Source organism: Chitinophaga sp. 9-1-y, assembly GCF_059511905.2.
Genome location: NZ_CM197955.1, coordinates 2,894,469 through 2,914,613, shown reverse-complemented (window position 1 = coordinate 2,914,613; position 20,145 = coordinate 2,894,469). Strand labels below are relative to the sequence as shown.

Genomic DNA, 20,145 nt, shown 5'->3' with positions numbered 1-20,145 from the left:
CGTAGGCGGTAACTGGTCTACCCTTTTGACATAAATGAAATCTGAGCGGCTACCTGTAACCGCTCATTTTTTTTGTGTGGTAAAGATGCGCTGCCACTACATTATTTAAATCATCCGCCCGTGCCAAACCTATTTAAAAGAATCCTGCGACGTCCTATTATCTGGCTCTCTGATCAATTTTCCTCCCTGCCTAAACGCCCACAGGTATTTGCATCGTTATCGCGGCTGCAGGAGGATATACTGCAGGGCAAGCGGCATTCGGGCGTGGTTATTCCCTTCCACTATGAACAGGATCGTTTCATCATTTTCTCCGATCAGCATAAGGGCCGTAAAGATGGTGCAGATGATTTCATGGCAGCAGAACAAAATTATTTACAGGCACTCCGGCATTACTACGATCACGACTATACGTTTATTAACCTGGGTGACTGCGAAGAATTATGGGAGTGTACGCCAGCCAGTGTAATGGCCGCCAATAACGCTACTTTGCAGGAAGAAGCTCGTTTTCAGCGGCAGCAACGCTACTTTCGGATATTCGGCAACCATGATTTGCAGTGGCACTACAAAGTACCGCGATTACAATTTCTAAGGCCAATATTTGGAAAGAAGTTAAAAGTATACGAGGGCATTATCTTACAAACACAATACGACCAGGAGGAATACCGTATTTTCCTCACACATGGGCACCAGGGCGACCTGCGCAGCGATGGCAATGCATTCAGCAAATGGTTTGTAGCAGCCGTATGGACTCCCCTGCAACGTATCTTCGAAATACACGCCGATACCCTCTCCGATTCCTTTGAGCTGGCAGACCGGCACAATATCATGATGTACGAGTGGAGTATGCAATATGCCCGCACTTTTTTGATTTCCGGGCATACCCATAAACCTGTATTTGCTTCACTGGATCACATAGACCGTCTTACGAAACAACTGGAAAAAGCACGTAGTAAAGGAGATAACGCCGAGGTACAGGTCTTACAAAAAGCCTTATCAGACAAACAAGCCGCCTATGCAGGCAAACAATTTGTAAAAACTATGGCGCATCCCTCCTATTTCAATACCGGCTGCTGTTGCTTCAGCGATGGCGATATTACCGGCATTGAGATTGCCGAAGGATTTATCCGCCTGGTTAAATGGCGGAAGGGCGACTCCGGACCGGTACGGGTAGTACTGGAAGAATCGCCCCTTTATTACTTGTTTGATCAGATGGCCTGATCGGCAGTTTGCTTGCCGTAAGCGGCCTGCTGACTGGCCTGCTCCAGGAATTCACGTTTCACTACTTTTGCGGTTTTATGTTCGCCGGTGTGGCTCCATCCCGGCGGCATTACGATGTACAGGAATTTGTTGGTGATGCCCGGCGCTTTCCAGATATCCTTCCATAAGCAATACAACTCGCCGAAATATACGTCCAGGAAATTATTGGGATTGATTTCCCGGGATATACCATACTCAATCTGCATATCTCTTTTTTCGTTCTGGAAGGTACCAAACACTTTATCCCAGATATTGAGCAGGTTGCAGAAATTGGTATCCATATACAACGGGTTCCTGGCGTGATGCACGCGATGGTGCGAAGGTGTCAGGATAATCTTGTTTAAAAAGCCCAGACGGCCATCTTTGATCATGTTCTCACCCACATGGATAAACGAACCCCAGGTGCCGTCAATAAACATAATGATGAACAGCAACGGCGGATTTACCCCCATTAAAATACAAATGCTGGTGCGGATCACATCTGCATAAGGCGCTTCCAGGAAGAAATGCGCGTAGGTAACTGAGAGATTCATGCTTTCCGGTGCGTGGTGGGTAGAATGCAAACACCAGAACAGACGCACTTTATGGCCGAAATAGTGATAGATGAAATGTGAAAATTCCCATATCACATAACCATAAATAAACCAATACCATTTCAGCGAAGTTTGGAACAACGCATATTTTTCCAGTACCCCAATGCAAAAGGCCACTGCGGCAATAGAGATGAACCGGGAAATAAACCGGTTAGCCACAAAGATGAAGAACGGCATTTTGTAATCTTCAATCTTAAAACGCTTATAAAAAATAGCCCTGAAAATTTCCAGTAATAACAGGAAAGGTATTAAGGGTGAAATCACCGAGAAGATCCCGTTTAAGGTGAGTAAAACTTTGTAGTCGCCCGTTTTACATATCTCTATGAGCTGAGAAATACCGAAGAAAGAGATCACTTCGTGGAATAAAGTCTGAAAGATGGCCATAACGCTGCTTTTAATAAATGGAACCCGTAAAAAACAGACTTTGTATGAACAAAGCCATATATTGTTCGTACAAATTACAATAATCGTCCGAAATTTCAAAGCATCCACTGCCTTTAATAGCAGGCACATGGGTGATAAGCATTTTCAATAGTAGGGTATCCAAAAATAAAGACGCCGTATTGTAAATACAATACGGCTTATCTATAAAGCAAGAATAGCTACAAGTAGACTATTTATTTAATAGCAGTTACGAAATAATCGAGGCAATCGTCCCGTAAAGCATGCTGATAGAAGTCGTCATGTACAATGCCGGCGGTCACATCTTCCATTTTTTTGAGCAAAAGGAAGCGGTTCAGGTTGTTGAGCAATGTGTATGGTATCCGTAAAAGAAAAGCAGGGAGCCGGTACTGCAGACGAAAAATATCTAACCTGGCTATTTTGTTTACACTGGCTTTATTTTCTTCGTAGTAGGTCATGACGGTTTGATTCCCATAAATTCCTTCCACGGATGCTTTAGGAAAATGGGCATTTGCCAGCGCATACATTTCCCGCGGTAAATATTCCCTGATATGGAATGGATTTCTGCTGAGGGAAGTCAGCCGGTTGGGAGTAGTTAAAAACAAGCGTCCGCCGGGTTTCAGTACCCGCCGGATTTCATGTAATAATGCGCTGTCTTCTTTGATGTGTTCAATTACCTGGAAGCAGATAACGGTATCGTAACTATTGTCGGCGATACCTGTTAGCGTTGGCAGGTTGCAGGTTTGAAAAGAGGCATTGGCAGGTAGTTTACTTACTGGTTTCTTTTTATCTACTGCCAGATAATGCGCAACATGTGGCGCCAGCATTTCCATTCCATAACCTTCTCCACACCCCAGTTCCAGTACCTGCTTTTGCTGCAGATGTTCCAATGGTATGGCTCTATAGGCAAATACATGCCGTTGAAAAACGTAATTGTTGATGTAAGAGGAATTGTTGGTTCTTTCTGCCGTTTTTAATAATGCGATCATCGTAATGCCATCTTAATGTGAAAAATGAAGTTGAGCACTACTACTACACGCAACAAATAAAAAACCCTTACTCCCGTTTGTTAAAATTTATATTATAAAATATACCTACCTGGAAGCCAATCCAGGCTTTATTAATTTGTTGGCCGCTCAGGGAGTTACTGATGGTATAGGGCGCATGAATAATGTTCAATACGTCATAATGTAGATCTATATCTTTCAGATCTCTGTCTGCTGAATATTTTACCCGCTGGCTATTCCATACAACGCCCGCCTGTAAGCGGAAATGGTTGCCCAATTGTCGTTCTCCCAGTAAAGCGATTTTCGTTAAGCGGGATGTAACGCTTACCGGAAAGATAACACCGTTGGAGTCCAGGTAATATTCATGATCCTGTTTACCAGTAGTAAACTGCAGATGCAAGCGCCAATCTTCTCCTAAACGGCCCGATACGCCTGCTCCTACCCGTAGATGTGCCAGGTTAAAGTTAGTGCTGCCGGATACAATGCCATATACAAAAGGTAATCCTACCTGAATGGTGGGATTCACATAATATACTTCATCTCCCGAAACACCGGTATTCAGTAAAAATGAAAAAGGGCCCTGTGGTGCTTTGCCACGGGTACCTTGCGGGGCCGGCTTTTGATAAGGGCTGGCAAAAACATTTTTCCAGGCAGACTTCACCCAGGAAGGGTGTGCCGTGGTAGTTGCCGGTTGTTTGTTGGTAGTATTGGGAGATGTGTGTGCAGTGGTAGTTTCGTCCTGCCCCATATTGGTCTTCGTGGCCACCGGCTTTGCCGTTGTTTTTGTTATTTTATCCGGCTGCTGCTGGTTACTGGAGTCCCGTAAAGCAATGGACAACGGTGCACGCCGGGTAGAATCCGTTCCATTGCTTCCCCAGCTTAATTGTATGGATGGCCGGAATTGCCAGCTGGGCAAAGATATCCGGGGAATGTATTTATTTGTTCCAACCCAGGATAGGGAACCATTTTGGCTCGACTTGCGATAATATCCGCCTAACGAGGAATCCTGTTGGTAGCGCTCATGGTATTGAGCAACAAAAACGGAATCCGTTTTATGGGCAGTATGATACTGCTTCACAAAAACCGAATCCGTTTTATTACCCGCAGGATATTGAATAGCAAAAACGGAATCCGTTTTACTGGCAGTAGAATACTGCTTCACAAAAACGGAATCCGTTTGAAGTATAGTGCCGGAGTGCTTTACCAGTGTACTATCTGTTTTACGGAGTGAGTCCGGATATTGTCGGACCCCGTACATGGTATCTTTGGGTGTAACAACCGGTGTATCTACTATATAAATAACCGGTAGCGGCTCCAGGTTTTGCCATGTGCGAATGGGTGGCGCTTTGGTGGCGGATAATTTATGATCTGCCAGTTTCTCCGCGGGGCGCTTTCCTGGTGGCGCCTTAGCCGGCGGTGATTTTTTAGCTGGCGCCGGATGAGGTGTATGCGGGGGATTATCAATGAAAATGATATGTCCTCCTAAAACCGTATAATAAATACCTGCGTCGTTTTGGATGGTGCTAAGGAGTTCTCCAACGGGCATCGCCTTTTTACCGAGATGGATCAGGCGCGATGGTGGAAATTTACTGGTGTTCAGGGAAAACCGCGCCCCCGTTTGGCGGCCGACAATGCTCAGCAGGGAATCGAAACGTAGCGATGAAACAGGTACAACGATTTTTTGTTTTAAGTTGACCCGGGTTTGCTGCGCGCTACAGAGGGAAATAGTTATGACAGAAATAAAGAACGCTGCCACATACTTAATTACACCCACTACCACTGAGATACACGGTATCTTTTTCGATACTATATTGGACATTCAACGTAATTGATATAACCTCAAAAATGAATACTAACGATTTATTGTCGAAAGTGCTGCTCATGGTGCAGCCTTCCAGCTTCTTATTTTTAAAAACGATCCGAACCCCATATGCCTGTTCCAGCTGCACGGCAATGTCTTTCAGGCTTGCATTGGCAAAATTAAAAGACCGCTTCATTTCCGTACTATCGGTTCCGGCTACACTAAAACCATGTGTATTGCTGTGGTAGATCCCGGTTTCACCAGATTTCAGGATAATGCTGCTATCGCCACGGTACATGCTTACGGCGCCTGACTTCACAGCTACTACTACTCCCGCAGTATCGGTTGTCACCATGAAGGTGGTGCCCAATACTTTTATCTGAATATCTCCAACACTCACAATAAACGGTTTTTTAGGATCCGTTGTGACGTCAAACGTTGCATTACCTTTCAGCAGTACCTGCCGGGTATCTCCCTGAAAGTTGTTTGCATAACTGATAGAAGTACCACTGCTAAGGGTTGCAACAGATTGATCCGGCAGCGTATCCTGCAATACCTGCGTGTGGGCTTCCCGTACTACCAGGGAATTGGGCAAAGTAGCGGGAGCTGCAGGGCGCAACCACCAATAAAGACTACCGGTACTCATCAGCACGATCACAGCGGCAGCGATGCGCCAGCGAAAGGTTTTCAGGCTTATTGTTTTGCCCGGTGTGCCGGCTTTTGCCGGTGCCCACTCCTGCCGGACAACACTTAATACAGTTGACTTATCAGGTAATTGCCAGGAATGTCCGGTAGCTGTTTGTTCCCATACCGCCAGTGCCTGTTCAAATAAAGTACGGTTTTCAGCGGATGCATGTGCCCAGTCATCCACTGCAATGGCTTCTTCCGGGGAGGCTTCTCCGGAAAAATACTTTGCCAGTAATTCATCGTCTACATGTGGGTGACCGGGATTATTCATTCTTAATAAATTGTAACTTATTCTTTTTACAACAACAATAATACAACCAGGCTAATCATGATATCAAACAGTTTTGCGCGAAGGATTTTAAGTGCTTTCCCCATTTGTGCTTCCACTGTTTTTACTGATAGCCCCATTTCTGCCGCAATGTCTGCATATTTTTTTCCTTCGAAACGGCTTTTTGTAAATATCAACTGGCATTGGGGAGAAAGTGCCGCAATATGGCCCATAATCTGTTGGCTGATCTCTTTGCTGACCATCACATTTGCTCCTTCGTGTTGTATTGCATTATTATCAGATACGTATCGTGCCTTAATTTTCTCGTGTCTTTTGATATTCAGGCAGTAATTATATACAGCTGTATACAAGTAAGATTTCAGAGATTGCTCTTCGTCAATGGTATCTCTTTTTTCCCATAACTTCAAAAATACCGCCTGTACGGCATCTTTGGCGTTATCGTTGTCTTTTAATATCGTAAAGGCATAGCGGTGTAACCCTTCATAATGATCATGAAAGCTTTGTTCTATCAGTATAACCTGTTTGTCCTGACGTTTGTCCTTGTCCAATGCCCTTTTTTGCTATTATATGCTAATAATACACCTGAAGAGAGGTAAACCCTTATGCCTGTGCAAAAAAATCTTTTTTGCCCCCCAAATGGTAGTGAATGGCCGAACCGGATAAATACTGCGCTTTAATTTTCCTGTGTATCTTAACGTCCAGGCAGTAGTCGTATACATTTGTATACAGGTGAGACTTTACCGCCTTTTCTCCGGCGATGTGCTCCCATTGCTCCCATAACTTCGAAAACGCTTTCTCTACAGCATCTTTGGCGGCATCATTATCTTTCAGGATGATAAAAGCATAATGATGTAACCCTTCATAGTGCTCATAAAAAGACTGTTGTATCCCTAAATATTGCCGGTTGTGGCGATTGTCCATATTCATTATGCTTTTTGCTACTGTATGCTACTAAGACTCCGGAAAAACGCTCTCCCCCTATGCGGGTGAGAAAAATTACTGCCGGATGAAGGTAACCAATGCCGGCACCAGTTCGGGCGATAAAGGTAAGGGGGTCTTTTTATCCGGAGAAATGGCAGCACTGTTTTTCAGTGCATGTGTCATTCCCTCAATGAGTACCAGCTGGGTGCCGGGTTTACAATCCTGCAGCATCGTCACCTGGGCGGGTGTTACCTGTACATCTGCCGCGCCGCCTGCAATTAACACCGGCAGTTGCGCCAGGGCTAACATTGCGCAGGGATCCAGGCGGAACGCACTTTTCCAGTAATTAAAGGTGCCTTTATTAAAAAACAGGTTTAGATCTGCCGGTACGCTGGCGGGTATTTTATTTTCCCGCAGGCCATCGAGGATGCTGACGGACTGTTGGTATAAGGAATCTGCCAGTTTGGGTTTTAACTGCTCCAGCAATACTTTATCGATGCTTTCGCCGGGGGTAGCGAGTGCCACCAGGCATTTCAGCGGTTGCTTATCCGCCAGGGCCAGGCCAATGACGCCTCCTTCACTGTGACCGATCACGGATACACTGGAAAACTGGCGACTGTTCAACAGGTGATCCACGCAGGCCGCCGCATCGGCGATGAAGTCGTCCAGCGTGAGCGTGGTGAGCGGTTTGGCGGATGTGGTACTTTGACCGGTGCCCCGCTTATCATACCGCAGCGACGCAATACCGTTTGTTGCCAGGCCTGCTGCCAGTTGCTGATAAGAAAAACTTTCTGCAGTGGGGAGAAACAGGTTGTTGCCATTACGATCAGTAGGTCCGGAGCCGGCAACGATGAGTACTACCGGGGGATGTGGTTGTCCTTCCGGGAGGGTGAGCGTGCCATACAAGATACTTCCGTCGGTTGTATGGATGGTATCGGTGGTTTCGTTGGTATTAAGCATCACCTGTTTAGGCCGGGAGCCGGTGATAAAGAAGCCTATCAGGCGGTTGGCGCTATCGAGGGCCAGGCGGAATATGACGGTGGCGCGTTCAAAATTATTTTCCGCGGTAACGATATAGCGGTTGCCATCCCGGACTGCTTTCTGTGAAGTAAGGGCCTCCCACTTTCCATTTGCCTGTTCAATTTGTTGCCACACTCCTTTCAGCATCTCTGCTGTTAATTTTTCCTTCATTACAGGCGCCATATACTGCATAGCGCCGGTCCAGTTACTCCTGCCTATTTGTTCAAAGAAGTTATTGACTACCTGCTGCTGTGCCCGGGTGGATTGCAGACTACCGAGCAGCAGGATAAAAAAAAGGAATCGTTTCATATGATCAGGGTTGATGTGTTAGCTTACGATAACGGATATACGAATATACCATGGGTACAAATGCAGCAACAACGATTGAAATAAAGAAGACGACCTGCATTTGTTCCTTATCGGTAAAGAAAGTGGCGATAAATCCGGTGACGCCCAATACAAACATCACGATACCGCCCAGCCGGTGTGTTTCCCGCCAAACAGTGTCATTTTTCAGGGTCCAGGGGGTACGAATACCGAGGAAATTATTCGGGCGTACACTATATAACAGGTTCCCGCAGATAGCATAAAACAGGAGCATTACCTGTACAAGCATTCTGCCGGCATTGACATGGCCGGCCAGCAGTACACAAAACGGGCCTATAGCAGCTACCACGTGGGTACTTACCCAGATGACGACATAAGACTTCCGTCCCATCGGTTTTGGATCGCTACGCTTATACATTACGTCGTACATCCGGTAAATAAACAGATTGAACAACACCGCCATACCAATACCACCTATATAACCCCATAGGGTAGCACTTCCTTCCGTTAATTTACCGGCGCTGACCAACATCTGGTAAATGGGGATGGCAGAGAACAGTCCCATGACGCCTGCCTTTAACCAATATAGCATGGGCTTTACTATGGCCCAGGATTGCTGATCACGGCGGGGTAATAATACTGACAAACTGATGATTGCATACACGAAAGCAGAAACCAATAACATGCTCCATATCAATGTTCCCGGCGGCATCTGTCCGTCTACCACCCATTGCCCATTATCGCCAATAGTGTAATGGGAAGGAATAAGTGCCGGCAGTAATGGTTTTAAATAGAGATAAACAAGGAGGGGGCATAACATGATGCCGATAAGGGGAATTTCCTTCCACCAATTATTTGCCTTCATATTTAGGTTGTGATTTACTGGTAAGGGGTAATTTGTCTGCGGTAAACTGCAACATCCATTTCAATAATTCATCCATCACGGTTGTATTCAGCGAATAGAAAATGAATTGTCCCTTTTTCTCACTGGTAAGTAGTTCGGCCTGTTTGAGCAAGTCGAGATGATGTGATATAGTAGGCTTGGAAAAGTTGAAATGCGTGGCTATCTGACCGGCCGTAAGGTCTTCTTTTTTGAGCAGCTCCAGGATGTCGCGGCGGGTTTTATCATTCAGCGCCTTAAATACATGGTTCATCTGATATATATTTAGACAACTATCTAAATACTAAATTAGGGTAAACCGGGCAATCGGCAAAATAAAAATGAACATGACAGGTATAGGGAATAGCGGAAAGCAGAAAGCAAAAAGCAAAAAGCGATTACAGCGATTGATATAAGCGAATGTTTAATTGAAGTGCCCCTCTGGAAATCAAACACTTTCAGGGGCACTTCAAAACAGCACTATGGCCGGATAGTGATTTGTGTACCACTATTCCAGTGCTTATGCTCAGGCGTATAATACAGGTAACAGTTGCTGGCTTTGGCTTTATAAGTACCTGGCACATCTGCTTTCAGATCCAGCGTTATGGTGTTGGTTTCAGCAGCGCCGAATCCCAGCCAGTATAGCACCAGGTAGTTATCGAATATTTCATAATAGGTTACTTTTTTATTGGTGATCAGCTCTTTCAGCTGCCAGGGCTGTAAGGACAGGCCGGCCGGGATACCTATTTTAGCGATAGACATCGGTTGCAGCATGTTTTTCTTATTCTTCACTTCAATTTTCATGCGCACCGTTTCACCAATTTTTGTTGAGGTGTCAGCCAGTTCGGTCTGGAGTTGTAAATCGGCGTCGGGGCTATTAGGTGGCTGCCATGTATTATACCACAGTTGCAGGTTGTAGGGCACACCGGATTTTTCGTTGCTATAGTGTACGGCCAGGGTGTTGGTGCCTTCTTTCATGGCAACACTGACATTATCACCTGCCACTATTTTTTCTCCGTTTAATTTAAAATCAATGGTACCACTACTTTCCGCACGTCCTTTTATTTTTACATACGCCACAATGGCCTGCAGCGCCAATACGGTTGCCTGCGTTGAGCCATATCCGTAGTAGGATTTCTCCGCCAGGATTTTAGAGATGGCGATACTCATAGCAGTAATATCAGGCTGCTGCTCGCGGGCCAGCGCCAGTACATATAGCGATAACGCCTCTACGCGCAGGGAAGCGTCCCTGGAATTAACCACGGTAGTAGCCGCATTAAATGTGTTTTTCTCAAAGCTGCTTTTCAGTAAGCCCATCAACCGGTTATAATCAGCCGTATTTTTCATGTTGCTGGCTGCCAGGGCCATTAAGCCCTGCTGGTAAGCATCATTTGAGGATAACGCCTTCTGCACAGCGGCTTCATATTCCGGTTGTATTTCACTACCAATGCCTGTCTGCGTTAACGCATATACGATATACAGGTTAGCGATGGCATTGGGTACCGAAGCAAACCGGTCGTAGCCGCCGGACGACAGCTTAAAGCCCCCCTTACCGTCTCTCCGGTTCAACAGGAATTTTTTGGTTCGGGCCAGCATGTCTTTATCTACCTCGATGAAGCTCTGCATATCTGTAAACTCCAGCAAACCATAAGCGGTTAACGCTTCGTGGGCTGGCGCATGCCCAAACCATTCGAATCCATTTTCAGCGGTTTCAAAACTGATCAGGCGTTTGTATCCTTTCTCAATGTAGTCCATGGCTTTCGCCACTACCTGTGGATTGGTTTTACCGGATTCGCGCAGGTATTTCAGGATGAAAATATTGGGATAAGTACTCGAAGAAGTTTGCTCAAAGCAGCCATAAGGTTCTCTCAGCATGGATTCGATGCCATCCAGCAGTTGTCCTTCGAGGGTACTAAAAATGCGCAATTCTGTTTTCAGGCTGCCTTTAATTGGTTGCCCCAGCTCAAACGACCAACGGGCTGATTTGTCTCCGGACATAGTTTTAAATATCGGGAAGCCTTTTTCAGCCGCCTCTATGGGCAACGACAATGTTTCTGAGCCACTGGGGCCACCTACCACAAATTTTATATCGCCTTTACCCGCCGCCATTACCTCCAGTGGAATCAACACCTGCCGCGAGGTATTGGCTCCCAGTGTTACCTGCTCTTCGTAGGCGCCTTTGGTTATTTGTGATGGTAAGGCCACCGCAATATTCAATGAAATGGTGTTTGCGCTGTTATTTTTAAGCACCAGCGGAACCTGCGGGCGATCGCCTACGCTCAGGTAAGGAGGGATTTTGGCATCTATCTGCAGTGCATTCCGGGCCGACCAAGTAGCTTCTGCCCTGCCTGGCTTTCCATTCCAGGCAATGCCTTCTGCCACTGCCCTGAACGTGGTGGCTGCATCAGAATTATAGAACTCCAGCGTGGCCGTACCATCTTTATTTGTTTGCACCACAGGATTCCAGTAGATGGTTTCGCGAAAATCATTGCGCTCTGTTGTGGTTGTACTGGTGTAAACCGGCGCGTAAAACTTTCTTGCTACTGAAAAGTCGGTGGTGATACCTGGCACATAAGTAGTGCTATAGTAGTGGTTACTTAACCTTACCCTCATCGCAGATCCTTTACCATTTTTGGTGGTAATCAGGATCACCCCATTGGCGGCGCGGGTGCCATACAATGCAGTGGCGGCCGCATCTTTAAACACTTCTATTGCGGTAATATCATTGGGATTGAGATCTTCCAGTACCCCATCAAATACTACACCGTCTATGATAAACAGGGGTTTGTTATCCCCGGTGAGCGACGCGTTTCCCCGGATTTGGACTTCGTTGCCGGCACGGAAATTGGCCTGTGGCAGCACCTGTATGCCGGCTATCCGCCCTTCCAGCACCTGGTCTATTCTTAATGGCGCTGCGTTTAGCACGTCTCCACTCACGGTTGTATAACAGGTAGTGATCATCTTTTTTTTCACGCCATACCCTAACACCACTACTTCATCCAACTTTTTCTCCGCTTCTGCTATTCGCCGGGCATCTTCATTTTCTTTTTTAATTGTCCTGGCCGCGTTCGCGTATTCCTGTTTCCTTGCTGCGGGCTTAAAGCCAGGATATGCTTTATAATCGATACTATCTGCCAGTAATATTTTAGTGCGGATGCTATTATTATCATAGCCATTTTGCTCAATCTTTATGCTGACCTGTTCTTTCCGGGCAGCGGATTTCGCAATCAGGTAATAGTGTGCTTTAGCATCCAGCTCCGGGAAGAAAAACGCACCATCTTCCGCTGTATTCATCTGGATGGCTTTGTTTTTCTCGTCCATATTAACCAGGAACACGGAACCTTTTACAGGTTGCCGGTCTTTGTTAATAAGGGTACCACTCAGCACGTAACCATTGTCTGGCAAATACTTCAGGGATTTGCCCTCATTTACTTCCGGCAGGTAGCTAAAGTAGCGGTAGCCATGGGTGAGCATGACCAGGTCTAGCGCAGGACCTGCTTTAGGTTCGTCCTGCTTAAAATAAAATAATGGTTCTTCTATCTTCCCGCTCAACTCAGAACTCATCAGCAACCAGGATAAAATATGATCCTGCTTGTCGTCTGCAAAAGACCAGAGCTTGTCGTCCATCACTGCCAGCGATAGGTTAGCCGGCAGAGGGCTCCCTTTATCATCAGTGGTTTTGAGCGTAAGTACTACTTTTTCCCTGGGCAGATAAGTGGCTTTATCAGACGTAATTTTCACCTGCAGGGTTTGTTGTTGGTTCAGAAATACCATCCTTTCTGCGATGGGCAACTGGTCCGCATTGGTGAGTGTGAAACGTGCAATGCCAGCAGGAAATGCGGCGGGATCTACTTCAACTGTTTGTGTGCCTTTCTTCAGGAAAAGACGGGTAGTATTGTAAATTACTCCTTTCGTTTGACCGGTCAGCGTTACCTGTTGTGCACGGGAAGCGGCAATGTTCAGAAAAAGCTGCGCTCCTTTCCTGACTATATTCATGGCTACACCTTCTTCGGTAAAGGCCGGAAATACGTACTGTTGTGCAATATTCAACGGTGAGGTAATTTTCACGGTATACTTTTCACCTGCTGTTGGTGTAAAAGTAAATTGTCCCATGCCGGCATGATAGCTCCCGAAACTGGCAACTTTGGCTCCTGTATGATTCAGTACCTCCCCTTTTACGTCAACCGGTTTTCCATGTTCATTCACGGCGCGGAAAGCAATATTTCCGGCGAATCCTGCCACCAGTGAGCCTCCTTCGGGTAGTAACTGTAAGTCTATTTTATTCAGTACAATAGGAATGCCCCTGGAAATAGCTTCTTTATAAGATTCATAATCGACGATGATGTTTAGCAATCCATCTGTTGTATTTAATTCCTGCGGTAATTTAAATCGTAACTGTACTTTTCCCTCCCCATCGGTAGTCGCTTGTTGTGTACTTACCAGGTTACCACCCAGCGACACTTTATATTCTATTTTGTAATGAGCAATGGGCTTATCAGAGAGGCTGCGCATGGAATAGTCGGCCACTACTTCGTCGCCGGGACCATATCCTTTTTTAGGAAAATCCAGTTTCATTAATACGCGCGGTGCTATCACCTTTTGCAGGGTTAGTTCCTTTACAAAAAAAGTGCTGTCACTTTCATTTCGCATCCACGAGGTGTAGGCTTTTAGCTTGTAGATACCACCTGGTGCAGTATCGTCGAAACTAAAAGAACCTTCCGCAAATCCATCTGTCACTTTATAGATCAATTTTTTGAGCAGGTTCCCGGCAGGATCGAGTACGTCTACAAACACCACTTTGCTATAGGCTGTTGGCAGCTGGTTCTGGGCATTTACCAGGTACAGCTTGAAGAACAGATCATCTCCCGGTTGAAAGAAAACATGACTGGTATGTATATAGATTTTCTCTTTGTATTTCGCATAATTGAATGACTGTCCCCAGCAGGTACATATCATCACAAAGTATATGCTGATGCTACAGATAATATTTTTCATAGTCTCAGAATTGAAGGGTTACATTAAAGCCATATGTTTTGTTAGCGGGCAGGTTGAAAAAATCCAATCCTGTACTATTCGTTTGGTCAAACAATAGTTGCTCCGGATCTGTGCCACTATAGGGCGTCCACAGCATGATGTTGTTGACATAGGTGCTGAGGATGAGTTTTTTCCGGAGGTGACTAATCCCCATTTCGTAAGAGAGCTTGAGTGTATTCAGTCGCAGCCAGTCGGCCCGTTCTACATAGTCTGCCGCAACGCCGCTGTAGCCATATCTCACCCAGCGGTTTTGTTCTACCGGTAATGCCGGGTTGTAAAAATCTACGGGAGTAGTATTGGTTTTGCCGTTAGCCAGTACGCCGGGGAAAATATAGTTAGTTATTTTTCTGCCTTCGGCAGATGAGGATGATCTGCCATAGTAGTCGAGTACGGCCTGTGTGCCATTCCATCTTTCTCCGCCACTTTTCCATTCCATGATGGCCTTTAGGGTCCATTTGTTCCAACTCACCGTGTTATTCATCTTCATCACGAAATCAGGATTGGGATCTGCAATAATGGCTGGTGTATTTGATACGAGTGGGAATCCATCTGCGCCTATCACCCGGTTGCCGTTAGCATCCTTTTGCCAGGTACTGCCGGTAATTACGCCTAATGGTGCTCCCTTTATCAGGGTGGTATGCACATCGCTAAAACCTGCCAGGGGGGTTAAGTTAGCACCTTCTGCAACCCTTGTCACTGTATTCCTGTAGGCATAAAAACTCAACGTATTGAAGGTTTTAATTTTTCGGGTCCGCACTTGTGATTCAAATAATTTCAGTTCCAGTTCTATGCCTTTGGTTTGGTAATCGCCTATATTTTTCAGTCCCCATGCCTGGTTTTCGTATACCGGGAACAGGTCGTCCGTTACTTTCTTTGAAAATACGGCTGCGGTGAATTGTAAGCGCGACTTACCGGCCGTAATACTATTGCTCCAACTCCTGTTACGTATGGGTTTCAGCTGATCAAAGCTGCTTACTTCCCGTACCGGGAAATAGCGGCCCGCATTGGCGGTGGTATATTGCAGCCCGTTAACATAGGCGAGCGATTTATTAATAGACAGTTCCCTGTTAAACTCCCCGAAAGACGATTTAAATAACAGCACCCACATAGGCTGGCCGAAGTTGTAGGTTACCGCCAAATCAGCAGATGGCTGAAAATAATCAGACACCATTGTCGTATTGGATACATATGCCTTGTTACCGAGTACCAGGTCTATATTCAGGCGGTTAACAGCATAAGTGTTGCGATAGGTGGCCATCATTTCCTGTGCCGAGCGTTGGTACCGGTAGCTGGTTCCCAGGGGTTGGTATTCAATGGTACTGTGCGCATCCGTAAATATATATTGCGCCAGGACACCGCCATTCCAGTTATAGTTGCCATAAGGCAGGCGGGTGGAGGCTTCCAGTTGCAGTTGATAGAACTGATCTGTTTTGTTGCGGTTCAGCGGCTGGCCATCGGGGAAGCCGGCGGTACCGGGTTTGATGCCCTCTTTGCTGTTCTCTTTTCTATCATCATACGACTGTGTGATTACATATTTAATGCGCCGGTAGCTATTCCGTTCCATCATCAGGCTGGCCTGTTGATGGGTAGACCGGAACAAGTGATCATTGTCTTTCAATAGGAAATCTGGATTGTTTGCGTATTGGCTGTAACTGCGTTGGTGGTTGTTAATCGTATAACCCTGTCCGTTATCAAAGCTGATGGGTGTTAGCAGGGATTGCTGGTATACCAGGTTCAGGAACCCATTTCTGTTGCTATTGGAGAACTGATCCCGGGTATAGCTATATTTACCGAGCAGGTGTAACCATTTAATTCTTGCCCCCAGGGAGGCTTCGGCGTTTTTTGCGTAGTTATTGTTTTCACGGATAACGGTTTGTTCGCTGGTATTGCCGAGGTTAATCCCGAACTCCAGTATATTCACTTTTGCTTCCTTTACCAGGCCTTTCAGGCTGAAGGCTTGTGAAAAGAGGGTGCCTGTTCTGAATATATTATTCATATAGGCGACCGGGTTATGACCGTTGCCGCTGCCGGCAGGCACCAGTTTACCGTGGTTATCATATAAATAAGGCTGGCCATCGTATTCCAGTGTTTGCCTTGAGGGGCCATAGCTGAATAACTCATTGGTTTCGGGTCCTTGCCAGGCGAGGCTTCCCGCCTGGGAGCGGCCCTGTACATAATCCGTTTGAAGTGCCGGTAGCTGGTTGACCGTTTTCAGGGCTACGGTGGCAGCGTAACTGCCGGAGATAAGCAGTTCAGTTTTATAATCCGGGTACATGCGTAATTCATTATTACGGATATTTATTTTTCTCAGCCGGGTTTCGGCGCTAAACATTCGTCTCACCTGTAATACCTGGTGCAGCCGTGATGGAGGCAGCTTCACGGTGGTATCCGTATTAATCAGCCGTTGGTAGTCTTCCGAGTAAACCGGTTTAACTTCCGCATTTTGACTGCCTCCGGCATAGGCTGGTCTTATTTCCAGTTTATTTTGTGCAAAAAGTGAAGCAGAGAGGAGCAACAGTATCGGTAAACATCTCACAGGGATATATTTTTATATTTATCAATATAGTATATAATTATAATTCATTATTCCCTTAGCCTGAGTTGGGGGCTGTGGTGGAATGTGTGCTATATTGACTTTGTAAGTTTCTAATAATCATAGCAATAGTCATTTTGGTTGTGTTATCACGGGCTGTCTCCGGCCGCATGATGCGGGAAAAAAAAGAATTCCATAAGAGGTTCAAAAAAAATTTGATTTCTTTTCAAGCCGAAAAAAACGGGGTACTTTTGGGAGAATATCTATAAAATTGCCAACGCTAAAACCTATACAAGTACGGTTATGACAAAAAGACTATCCCTGTTTGCCATATTGGTAACATTTACTGTATCCTGTAAAAAAGATAAGGCGAAGGCGGAAGAGGAAACATTTGTGGGGAGCTGGCAATCGACGATACAGTTGCAGCGTGGTGATAAGTGGCCTGCTATTCCTACGGACAGTGTAAGGGCGGCTGGTAATTTCAGTTATGAATTAAAGAGTAATCATACCGGTATTTTTAAGAGAGTGGTGATGCCTGCCGGCGTTCCGATTTCTGCCGATCTGCTTTCAAAGTGGAGGCCGGGCATACCTCTCGGCAGCGTATATACACCACAGTTACCTCTGCCACCATTCACACTTCCTACGGAAACGGTGGCTATTTTCTGGGAATACAATAAAACGACCAAACAATTAATGATTAAAGGTAGTCAACGGCAGAAGCTGGAAGCCTGGGAGCTGGCTACTGTAGCGGATCATCACCTTATCACTACTACCCTGGAACTCAAACTGGCTATGCCTAACAATGGGGTGCCATTCAAGCTGCATGCCCGGCTGGTATTTATTAAAAAATAAACAACATGCTGCGGTATTATTGCCAGATGAAAAAAGATACTTAACTTAAACGGTATTATTTCATCATTAAACCTCGGTATTACTATGAAACTGAAACACTTGACAGCAGTGGTCCTTTCAATGGGACTTTTATTTATGATTTCCTGTAAAGGGAAGCCGAAAGATGCAGATATCAAAGCCACGGTAGTTGCTGCACTGCAATCCACTCCCGGCATTACTGCTGATGTTAAAGATGGCGTAGTGACCCTTTCCGGTAATGTTGCCTCTGAGGCCGACAAAGATGCCGCTGAAAATACGGCTAAAGTGGCCCAGGGTGTAAAAAGCGTTGTAAACAATTTAACTGTAACACCACCTCCTCCTCCCCCTCCTGCTCCCGCCTCTGCTGAAGATGCTGTGCTGATAAACGGAGTAAACGGCATTGTAAAAGATTTTCCTGGCATCAAAGCCGATGTTAAAGATGGTGTGATCACTATTACTGGTGAGTCTAAAGCCGATCGTTGGAAAAAACTGAAAATGGCATTGGACGGACTGAAGCCTAAGAAAGTAGATGCTTCCGGTTTGAAAATCACCAAATAATCTTCTTCCACTCTAAATACAACAATCATGGCATTACAGGACAAATACAAGGAGTTGATTGATGCGGCGAATGCTGCCGGTGTCAGCAACCTGCAGGTAAATGAACAGGATGGCGTACTGCATGTAGATGGGGAAGCACCCAGCGGCGCGGTAAAGGACCAACTATGGGATATCTATGGAAAGATTGATCCTAACTTTCTTACCGGCGATGTAGTGATGAATATTAATGTAGCTACTGCGGTGGCAGGCGCTAAACTGAAGGTAACCACCGATTCAACGAACCTTAATATCCGTAAGGGTCCGGGTACTGATCAGCCTATTGTCGGCAAAGCAGCACATAACGAAATTGTATCACTGATGAGCAAACAAAGCGATCAGTGGTGGCTTATCCGCACAGATGGCGGTGTAGAAGGATATGCTTCTACGACTTATCTGACTCCGGTGGAGTAAGCGGAAAGCTGAAAGCAAAAAGCAAAAAGCTATTATAGCGAATGATTAAAGCGTAGGATTAAAATATACGCTCTGATTATTCGCTATAATAGCTTTTTGCTTTCCGCTTTCTGCTCCTCATCAAGGTAACTCGTAAGTAAGGCCCACAGGGAGCATCACGTTACCCTTGTTATGAATGTCGATAAAGAGTGTGATGGTATCATTTGTGTTGGCCGTTAGAAAAACATATTTATCCAGGAGACCTGATTTGCTGGTAAACCGGTCTTTTAACAACGGCGGATCATAACCCGGGCTCAAAACAGAACTACGCTGTACCAGCACAAGGTGTTCCTTGTTAACCGTAGTAAGGCCCGACAAATAATTCATTTCTTCCAGGATACTTCTTTCTACACTCCCATTTTTAAGTTTGATTGGATTCGTACAGGCATAACCGTAAGTACTGTCTTTAGCAGCAGATAACTTCACGAAAGCTTTCTGAGCATAGGATGGACGGGTAATGGCTGTTGTCAGTAATACAGTCACGATCGTAACTGAACATCTAAGGTGGCGCTTCATAGTAACGGTTTAATGAGGGTTTTAAAAACGTCAATGATGCATACAACAAATACAACTAATTATTCCAGGGTTCATCGTAAGGTTATTAAAGATAAGGCAAAAAGCAGGAATTATTATCAGGATGATACAAATGGTGTCAATTTTTCCAATCCAAAATCACGATAATATGTATTGCATACTACTATTCAAAACATACATCTTTGCAATACACCAATCGCTTAACCACACGGCAAAATCAACCATCATGATTTGCTAACAGCTAAAACAACTTTATATAATCTTCTATTTTGAAATTGTGCTGCTTGGTAAATGGCGTACTGGTATTGGCAAGCGAGTTAATCATCGGTACTTTAAAGTTTCGATATCCCAGGCGCAGATCGCACCAGGCCACCAGGTGCCATTGGTTGGAATAGAATATCAGCCCCACTGGTTCTATTTCCCGGTTGGTGTAATTGCCTTTGGTATCTGTATAACCGATTTTAAGGCAGCATTTACGGGCAATCCCCTGTTGGATGGCAGTGAGCCAGGCATGCTCCTGTTGTTCGCGGGAGGATGCTGCTGTTGCAGTTTGCGCTGCCACTCCCCCTGCATGGTCATAGGTATCTATCAGCGTTTTAATTTTACGGAGTGCAGTGGTACTGCTTTTCGCTCCGCGACGGTTTGTTAAGCGACTGGCCCATGTTTGCAGCAACAACAGGGCAATGGCTTCTTCACTGCTGAATAAGAGCGGTGGTAATGCATATTCAGTCAGCATACTATACCCCTGATCTTCGGTGTTGATCGGAATACCTATTTCATGGAGTGTGGCCATATCCCTGTAGATGGTGCGCAGGCTGATATTGAATTTTTCGGCTAGTTTTCCGGCAGACATTACTTTACCGGATTGCAGTACGGTGACCAGGCCTGTTAGTCGGTCTATTCTGTTCATGAGGTTAACATTTATACCTCAAAACTAGCTTGT

At 45.6% G+C, this 20,145-nt stretch carries 17 protein-coding genes; 4 read left to right on the top strand and 13 right to left on the bottom strand.

Annotated elements, in window-relative coordinates; genetic code table 11:
* Positions 1-120: 120 nt before the first annotated feature.
* Entirely contained in the window at positions 121-1,218 is a 1,098-nt protein-coding gene (locus AC5ZC7_RS11485; RefSeq protein WP_496159146.1) for a metallophosphoesterase, read from the top strand.
* Here the strand turns inward: AC5ZC7_RS11485 and AC5ZC7_RS11480 are convergent.
* From AC5ZC7_RS11480 to AC5ZC7_RS11430, 11 genes are all read right to left on the bottom strand, one after another.
* Positions 1,206-2,234, bottom strand: a complete 1,029-nt coding sequence (locus AC5ZC7_RS11480; protein WP_496159147.1) for a sterol desaturase family protein — start codon at positions 2,232-2,234, stop codon at positions 1,206-1,208. The genes AC5ZC7_RS11485 and AC5ZC7_RS11480 overlap by 13 nt on opposite strands.
* Before the next feature lie 233 nt (positions 2,235-2,467).
* Positions 2,468-3,241, bottom strand: a complete 774-nt coding sequence (locus AC5ZC7_RS11475; protein WP_496159148.1) for a methyltransferase domain-containing protein — start codon at positions 3,239-3,241, stop codon at positions 2,468-2,470.
* Positions 3,242-3,308: 67 nt separating this feature from the next.
* On the bottom strand, positions 3,309-5,078 hold the full coding sequence (locus AC5ZC7_RS11470) for a hypothetical protein (RefSeq protein ID WP_496159149.1): 1,770 nt from the start codon (positions 5,076-5,078) through the stop codon (positions 3,309-3,311).
* The gene (locus tag AC5ZC7_RS11465) at positions 5,020-6,018 is read right to left on the bottom strand and encodes a FecR domain-containing protein (RefSeq protein ID WP_496159150.1); all 999 of its coding nucleotides are present in this window, start codon (positions 6,016-6,018) and stop codon (positions 5,020-5,022) included. The genes AC5ZC7_RS11470 and AC5ZC7_RS11465 overlap by 59 nt, the downstream gene beginning before the upstream one ends.
* 26 nt (positions 6,019-6,044) lie before the next feature.
* Positions 6,045-6,584 carry an RNA polymerase sigma-70 factor gene (locus AC5ZC7_RS11460; protein ID WP_496159151.1) on the bottom strand — a complete coding sequence of 180 codons (540 nt, stop codon included), beginning with the start codon at positions 6,582-6,584 and terminating at the stop codon, positions 6,045-6,047.
* 52 nt (positions 6,585-6,636) lie between these two features.
* Positions 6,637-6,957 carry a sigma-70 family RNA polymerase sigma factor gene (locus AC5ZC7_RS11455; protein ID WP_496159152.1) on the bottom strand — a complete coding sequence of 107 codons (321 nt, stop codon included), beginning with the start codon at positions 6,955-6,957 and terminating at the stop codon, positions 6,637-6,639.
* A 75-nt stretch (positions 6,958-7,032) separates the two neighbouring features.
* On the bottom strand, positions 7,033-8,286 hold the full coding sequence (locus AC5ZC7_RS11450) for an alpha/beta fold hydrolase (protein WP_496159154.1): 1,254 nt from the start codon (positions 8,284-8,286) through the stop codon (positions 7,033-7,035).
* Positions 8,287-8,290: 4 nt separating this feature from the next.
* Positions 8,291-9,169, bottom strand: a complete 879-nt coding sequence (locus tag AC5ZC7_RS11445) for an SdpI family protein (RefSeq protein ID WP_496159155.1) — start codon at positions 9,167-9,169, stop codon at positions 8,291-8,293.
* A complete protein-coding gene (locus AC5ZC7_RS11440; protein ID WP_496159156.1) occupies positions 9,156-9,458 on the bottom strand; it encodes an autorepressor SdpR family transcription factor in 303 nt (100 codons plus the stop codon). The genes AC5ZC7_RS11445 and AC5ZC7_RS11440 overlap by 14 nt, the downstream gene beginning before the upstream one ends.
* Positions 9,459-9,664: 206 nt before the next feature.
* Positions 9,665-14,179, bottom strand: a complete 4,515-nt coding sequence (locus AC5ZC7_RS11435; RefSeq protein ID WP_496159157.1) for a TonB-dependent receptor plug domain-containing protein — start codon at positions 14,177-14,179, stop codon at positions 9,665-9,667.
* A gap of 4 nt (positions 14,180-14,183) precedes the next feature.
* On the bottom strand, positions 14,184-16,754 hold the full coding sequence (locus tag AC5ZC7_RS11430; RefSeq protein ID WP_496159158.1) for a SusC/RagA family TonB-linked outer membrane protein: 2,571 nt from the start codon (positions 16,752-16,754) through the stop codon (positions 14,184-14,186).
* A 300-nt stretch (positions 16,755-17,054) separates the two neighbouring features.
* On the opposite strand from AC5ZC7_RS11430, the gene AC5ZC7_RS11425 reads away from it, so the two are divergent.
* From AC5ZC7_RS11425 to AC5ZC7_RS11415, 3 genes are all read left to right on the top strand, one after another.
* Positions 17,055-17,603, top strand: a complete 549-nt coding sequence (locus AC5ZC7_RS11425) for a hypothetical protein (protein ID WP_496159159.1) — start codon at positions 17,055-17,057, stop codon at positions 17,601-17,603.
* A gap of 84 nt (positions 17,604-17,687) precedes the next feature.
* Complete coding sequence (locus tag AC5ZC7_RS11420; RefSeq protein ID WP_496159160.1) at positions 17,688-18,179, top strand: BON domain-containing protein; 492 nt, start codon at positions 17,688-17,690, stop codon at positions 18,177-18,179.
* A 27-nt stretch (positions 18,180-18,206) separates the two neighbouring features.
* A complete protein-coding gene (locus AC5ZC7_RS11415) occupies positions 18,207-18,629 on the top strand; it encodes an SH3 domain-containing protein (protein ID WP_496159161.1) in 423 nt (140 codons plus the stop codon).
* A gap of 120 nt (positions 18,630-18,749) precedes the next feature.
* On the opposite strand, the gene AC5ZC7_RS11410 is transcribed toward AC5ZC7_RS11415, so the two are convergent.
* Positions 18,750-19,184: a hypothetical protein gene (locus tag AC5ZC7_RS11410; RefSeq protein WP_496159162.1), complete on the bottom strand. Its 435-nt coding sequence runs from the start codon at positions 19,182-19,184 to the stop codon at positions 18,750-18,752.
* A gap of 259 nt (positions 19,185-19,443) precedes the next feature.
* Entirely contained in the window at positions 19,444-20,112 is a 669-nt protein-coding gene (locus tag AC5ZC7_RS11405; RefSeq protein WP_496159163.1) for a WYL domain-containing protein, read from the bottom strand.
* Between the last annotated feature and the right edge of the window lie 33 nt (positions 20,113-20,145).

Excerpts from the sequence above, each read along its gene's own strand:
- AC5ZC7_RS11480 (WP_496159147.1), bottom strand. The coding sequence starts at position 2,234 with ATGGCCATCTTTCAGACTTTATTCCACGAAGTGATCTCTTTCTTCGGT.
- AC5ZC7_RS11475 (WP_496159148.1), bottom strand. The coding sequence starts at position 3,241 with ATGATCGCATTATTAAAAACGGCAGAAAGAACCAACAATTCCTCTTAC.
- AC5ZC7_RS11470 (WP_496159149.1), bottom strand. The coding sequence starts at position 5,078 with ATGTCCAATATAGTATCGAAAAAGATACCGTGTATCTCAGTGGTAGTG.
- AC5ZC7_RS11465 (WP_496159150.1), bottom strand. The coding sequence starts at position 6,018 with ATGAATAATCCCGGTCACCCACATGTAGACGATGAATTACTGGCAAAG.
- AC5ZC7_RS11455 (WP_496159152.1), bottom strand. The coding sequence starts at position 6,957 with ATGGACAATCGCCACAACCGGCAATATTTAGGGATACAACAGTCTTTT.
- AC5ZC7_RS11450 (WP_496159154.1), bottom strand. The coding sequence starts at position 8,286 with ATGAAACGATTCCTTTTTTTTATCCTGCTGCTCGGTAGTCTGCAATCC.
- AC5ZC7_RS11445 (WP_496159155.1), bottom strand. The coding sequence starts at position 9,169 with ATGAAGGCAAATAATTGGTGGAAGGAAATTCCCCTTATCGGCATCATG.
- AC5ZC7_RS11440 (WP_496159156.1), bottom strand. The coding sequence starts at position 9,458 with ATGAACCATGTATTTAAGGCGCTGAATGATAAAACCCGCCGCGACATC.
- AC5ZC7_RS11435 (WP_496159157.1), bottom strand. The coding sequence starts at position 14,179 with ATGAAAAATATTATCTGTAGCATCAGCATATACTTTGTGATGATATGT.
- AC5ZC7_RS11425 (WP_496159159.1), top strand. The coding sequence starts at position 17,055 with ATGACAAAAAGACTATCCCTGTTTGCCATATTGGTAACATTTACTGTA.
- AC5ZC7_RS11420 (WP_496159160.1), top strand. The coding sequence starts at position 17,688 with ATGAAACTGAAACACTTGACAGCAGTGGTCCTTTCAATGGGACTTTTA.
- AC5ZC7_RS11415 (WP_496159161.1), top strand. The coding sequence starts at position 18,207 with ATGGCATTACAGGACAAATACAAGGAGTTGATTGATGCGGCGAATGCT.
- AC5ZC7_RS11410 (WP_496159162.1), bottom strand. The coding sequence starts at position 19,184 with ATGAAGCGCCACCTTAGATGTTCAGTTACGATCGTGACTGTATTACTG.
- AC5ZC7_RS11405 (WP_496159163.1), bottom strand. The coding sequence starts at position 20,112 with ATGAACAGAATAGACCGACTAACAGGCCTGGTCACCGTACTGCAATCC.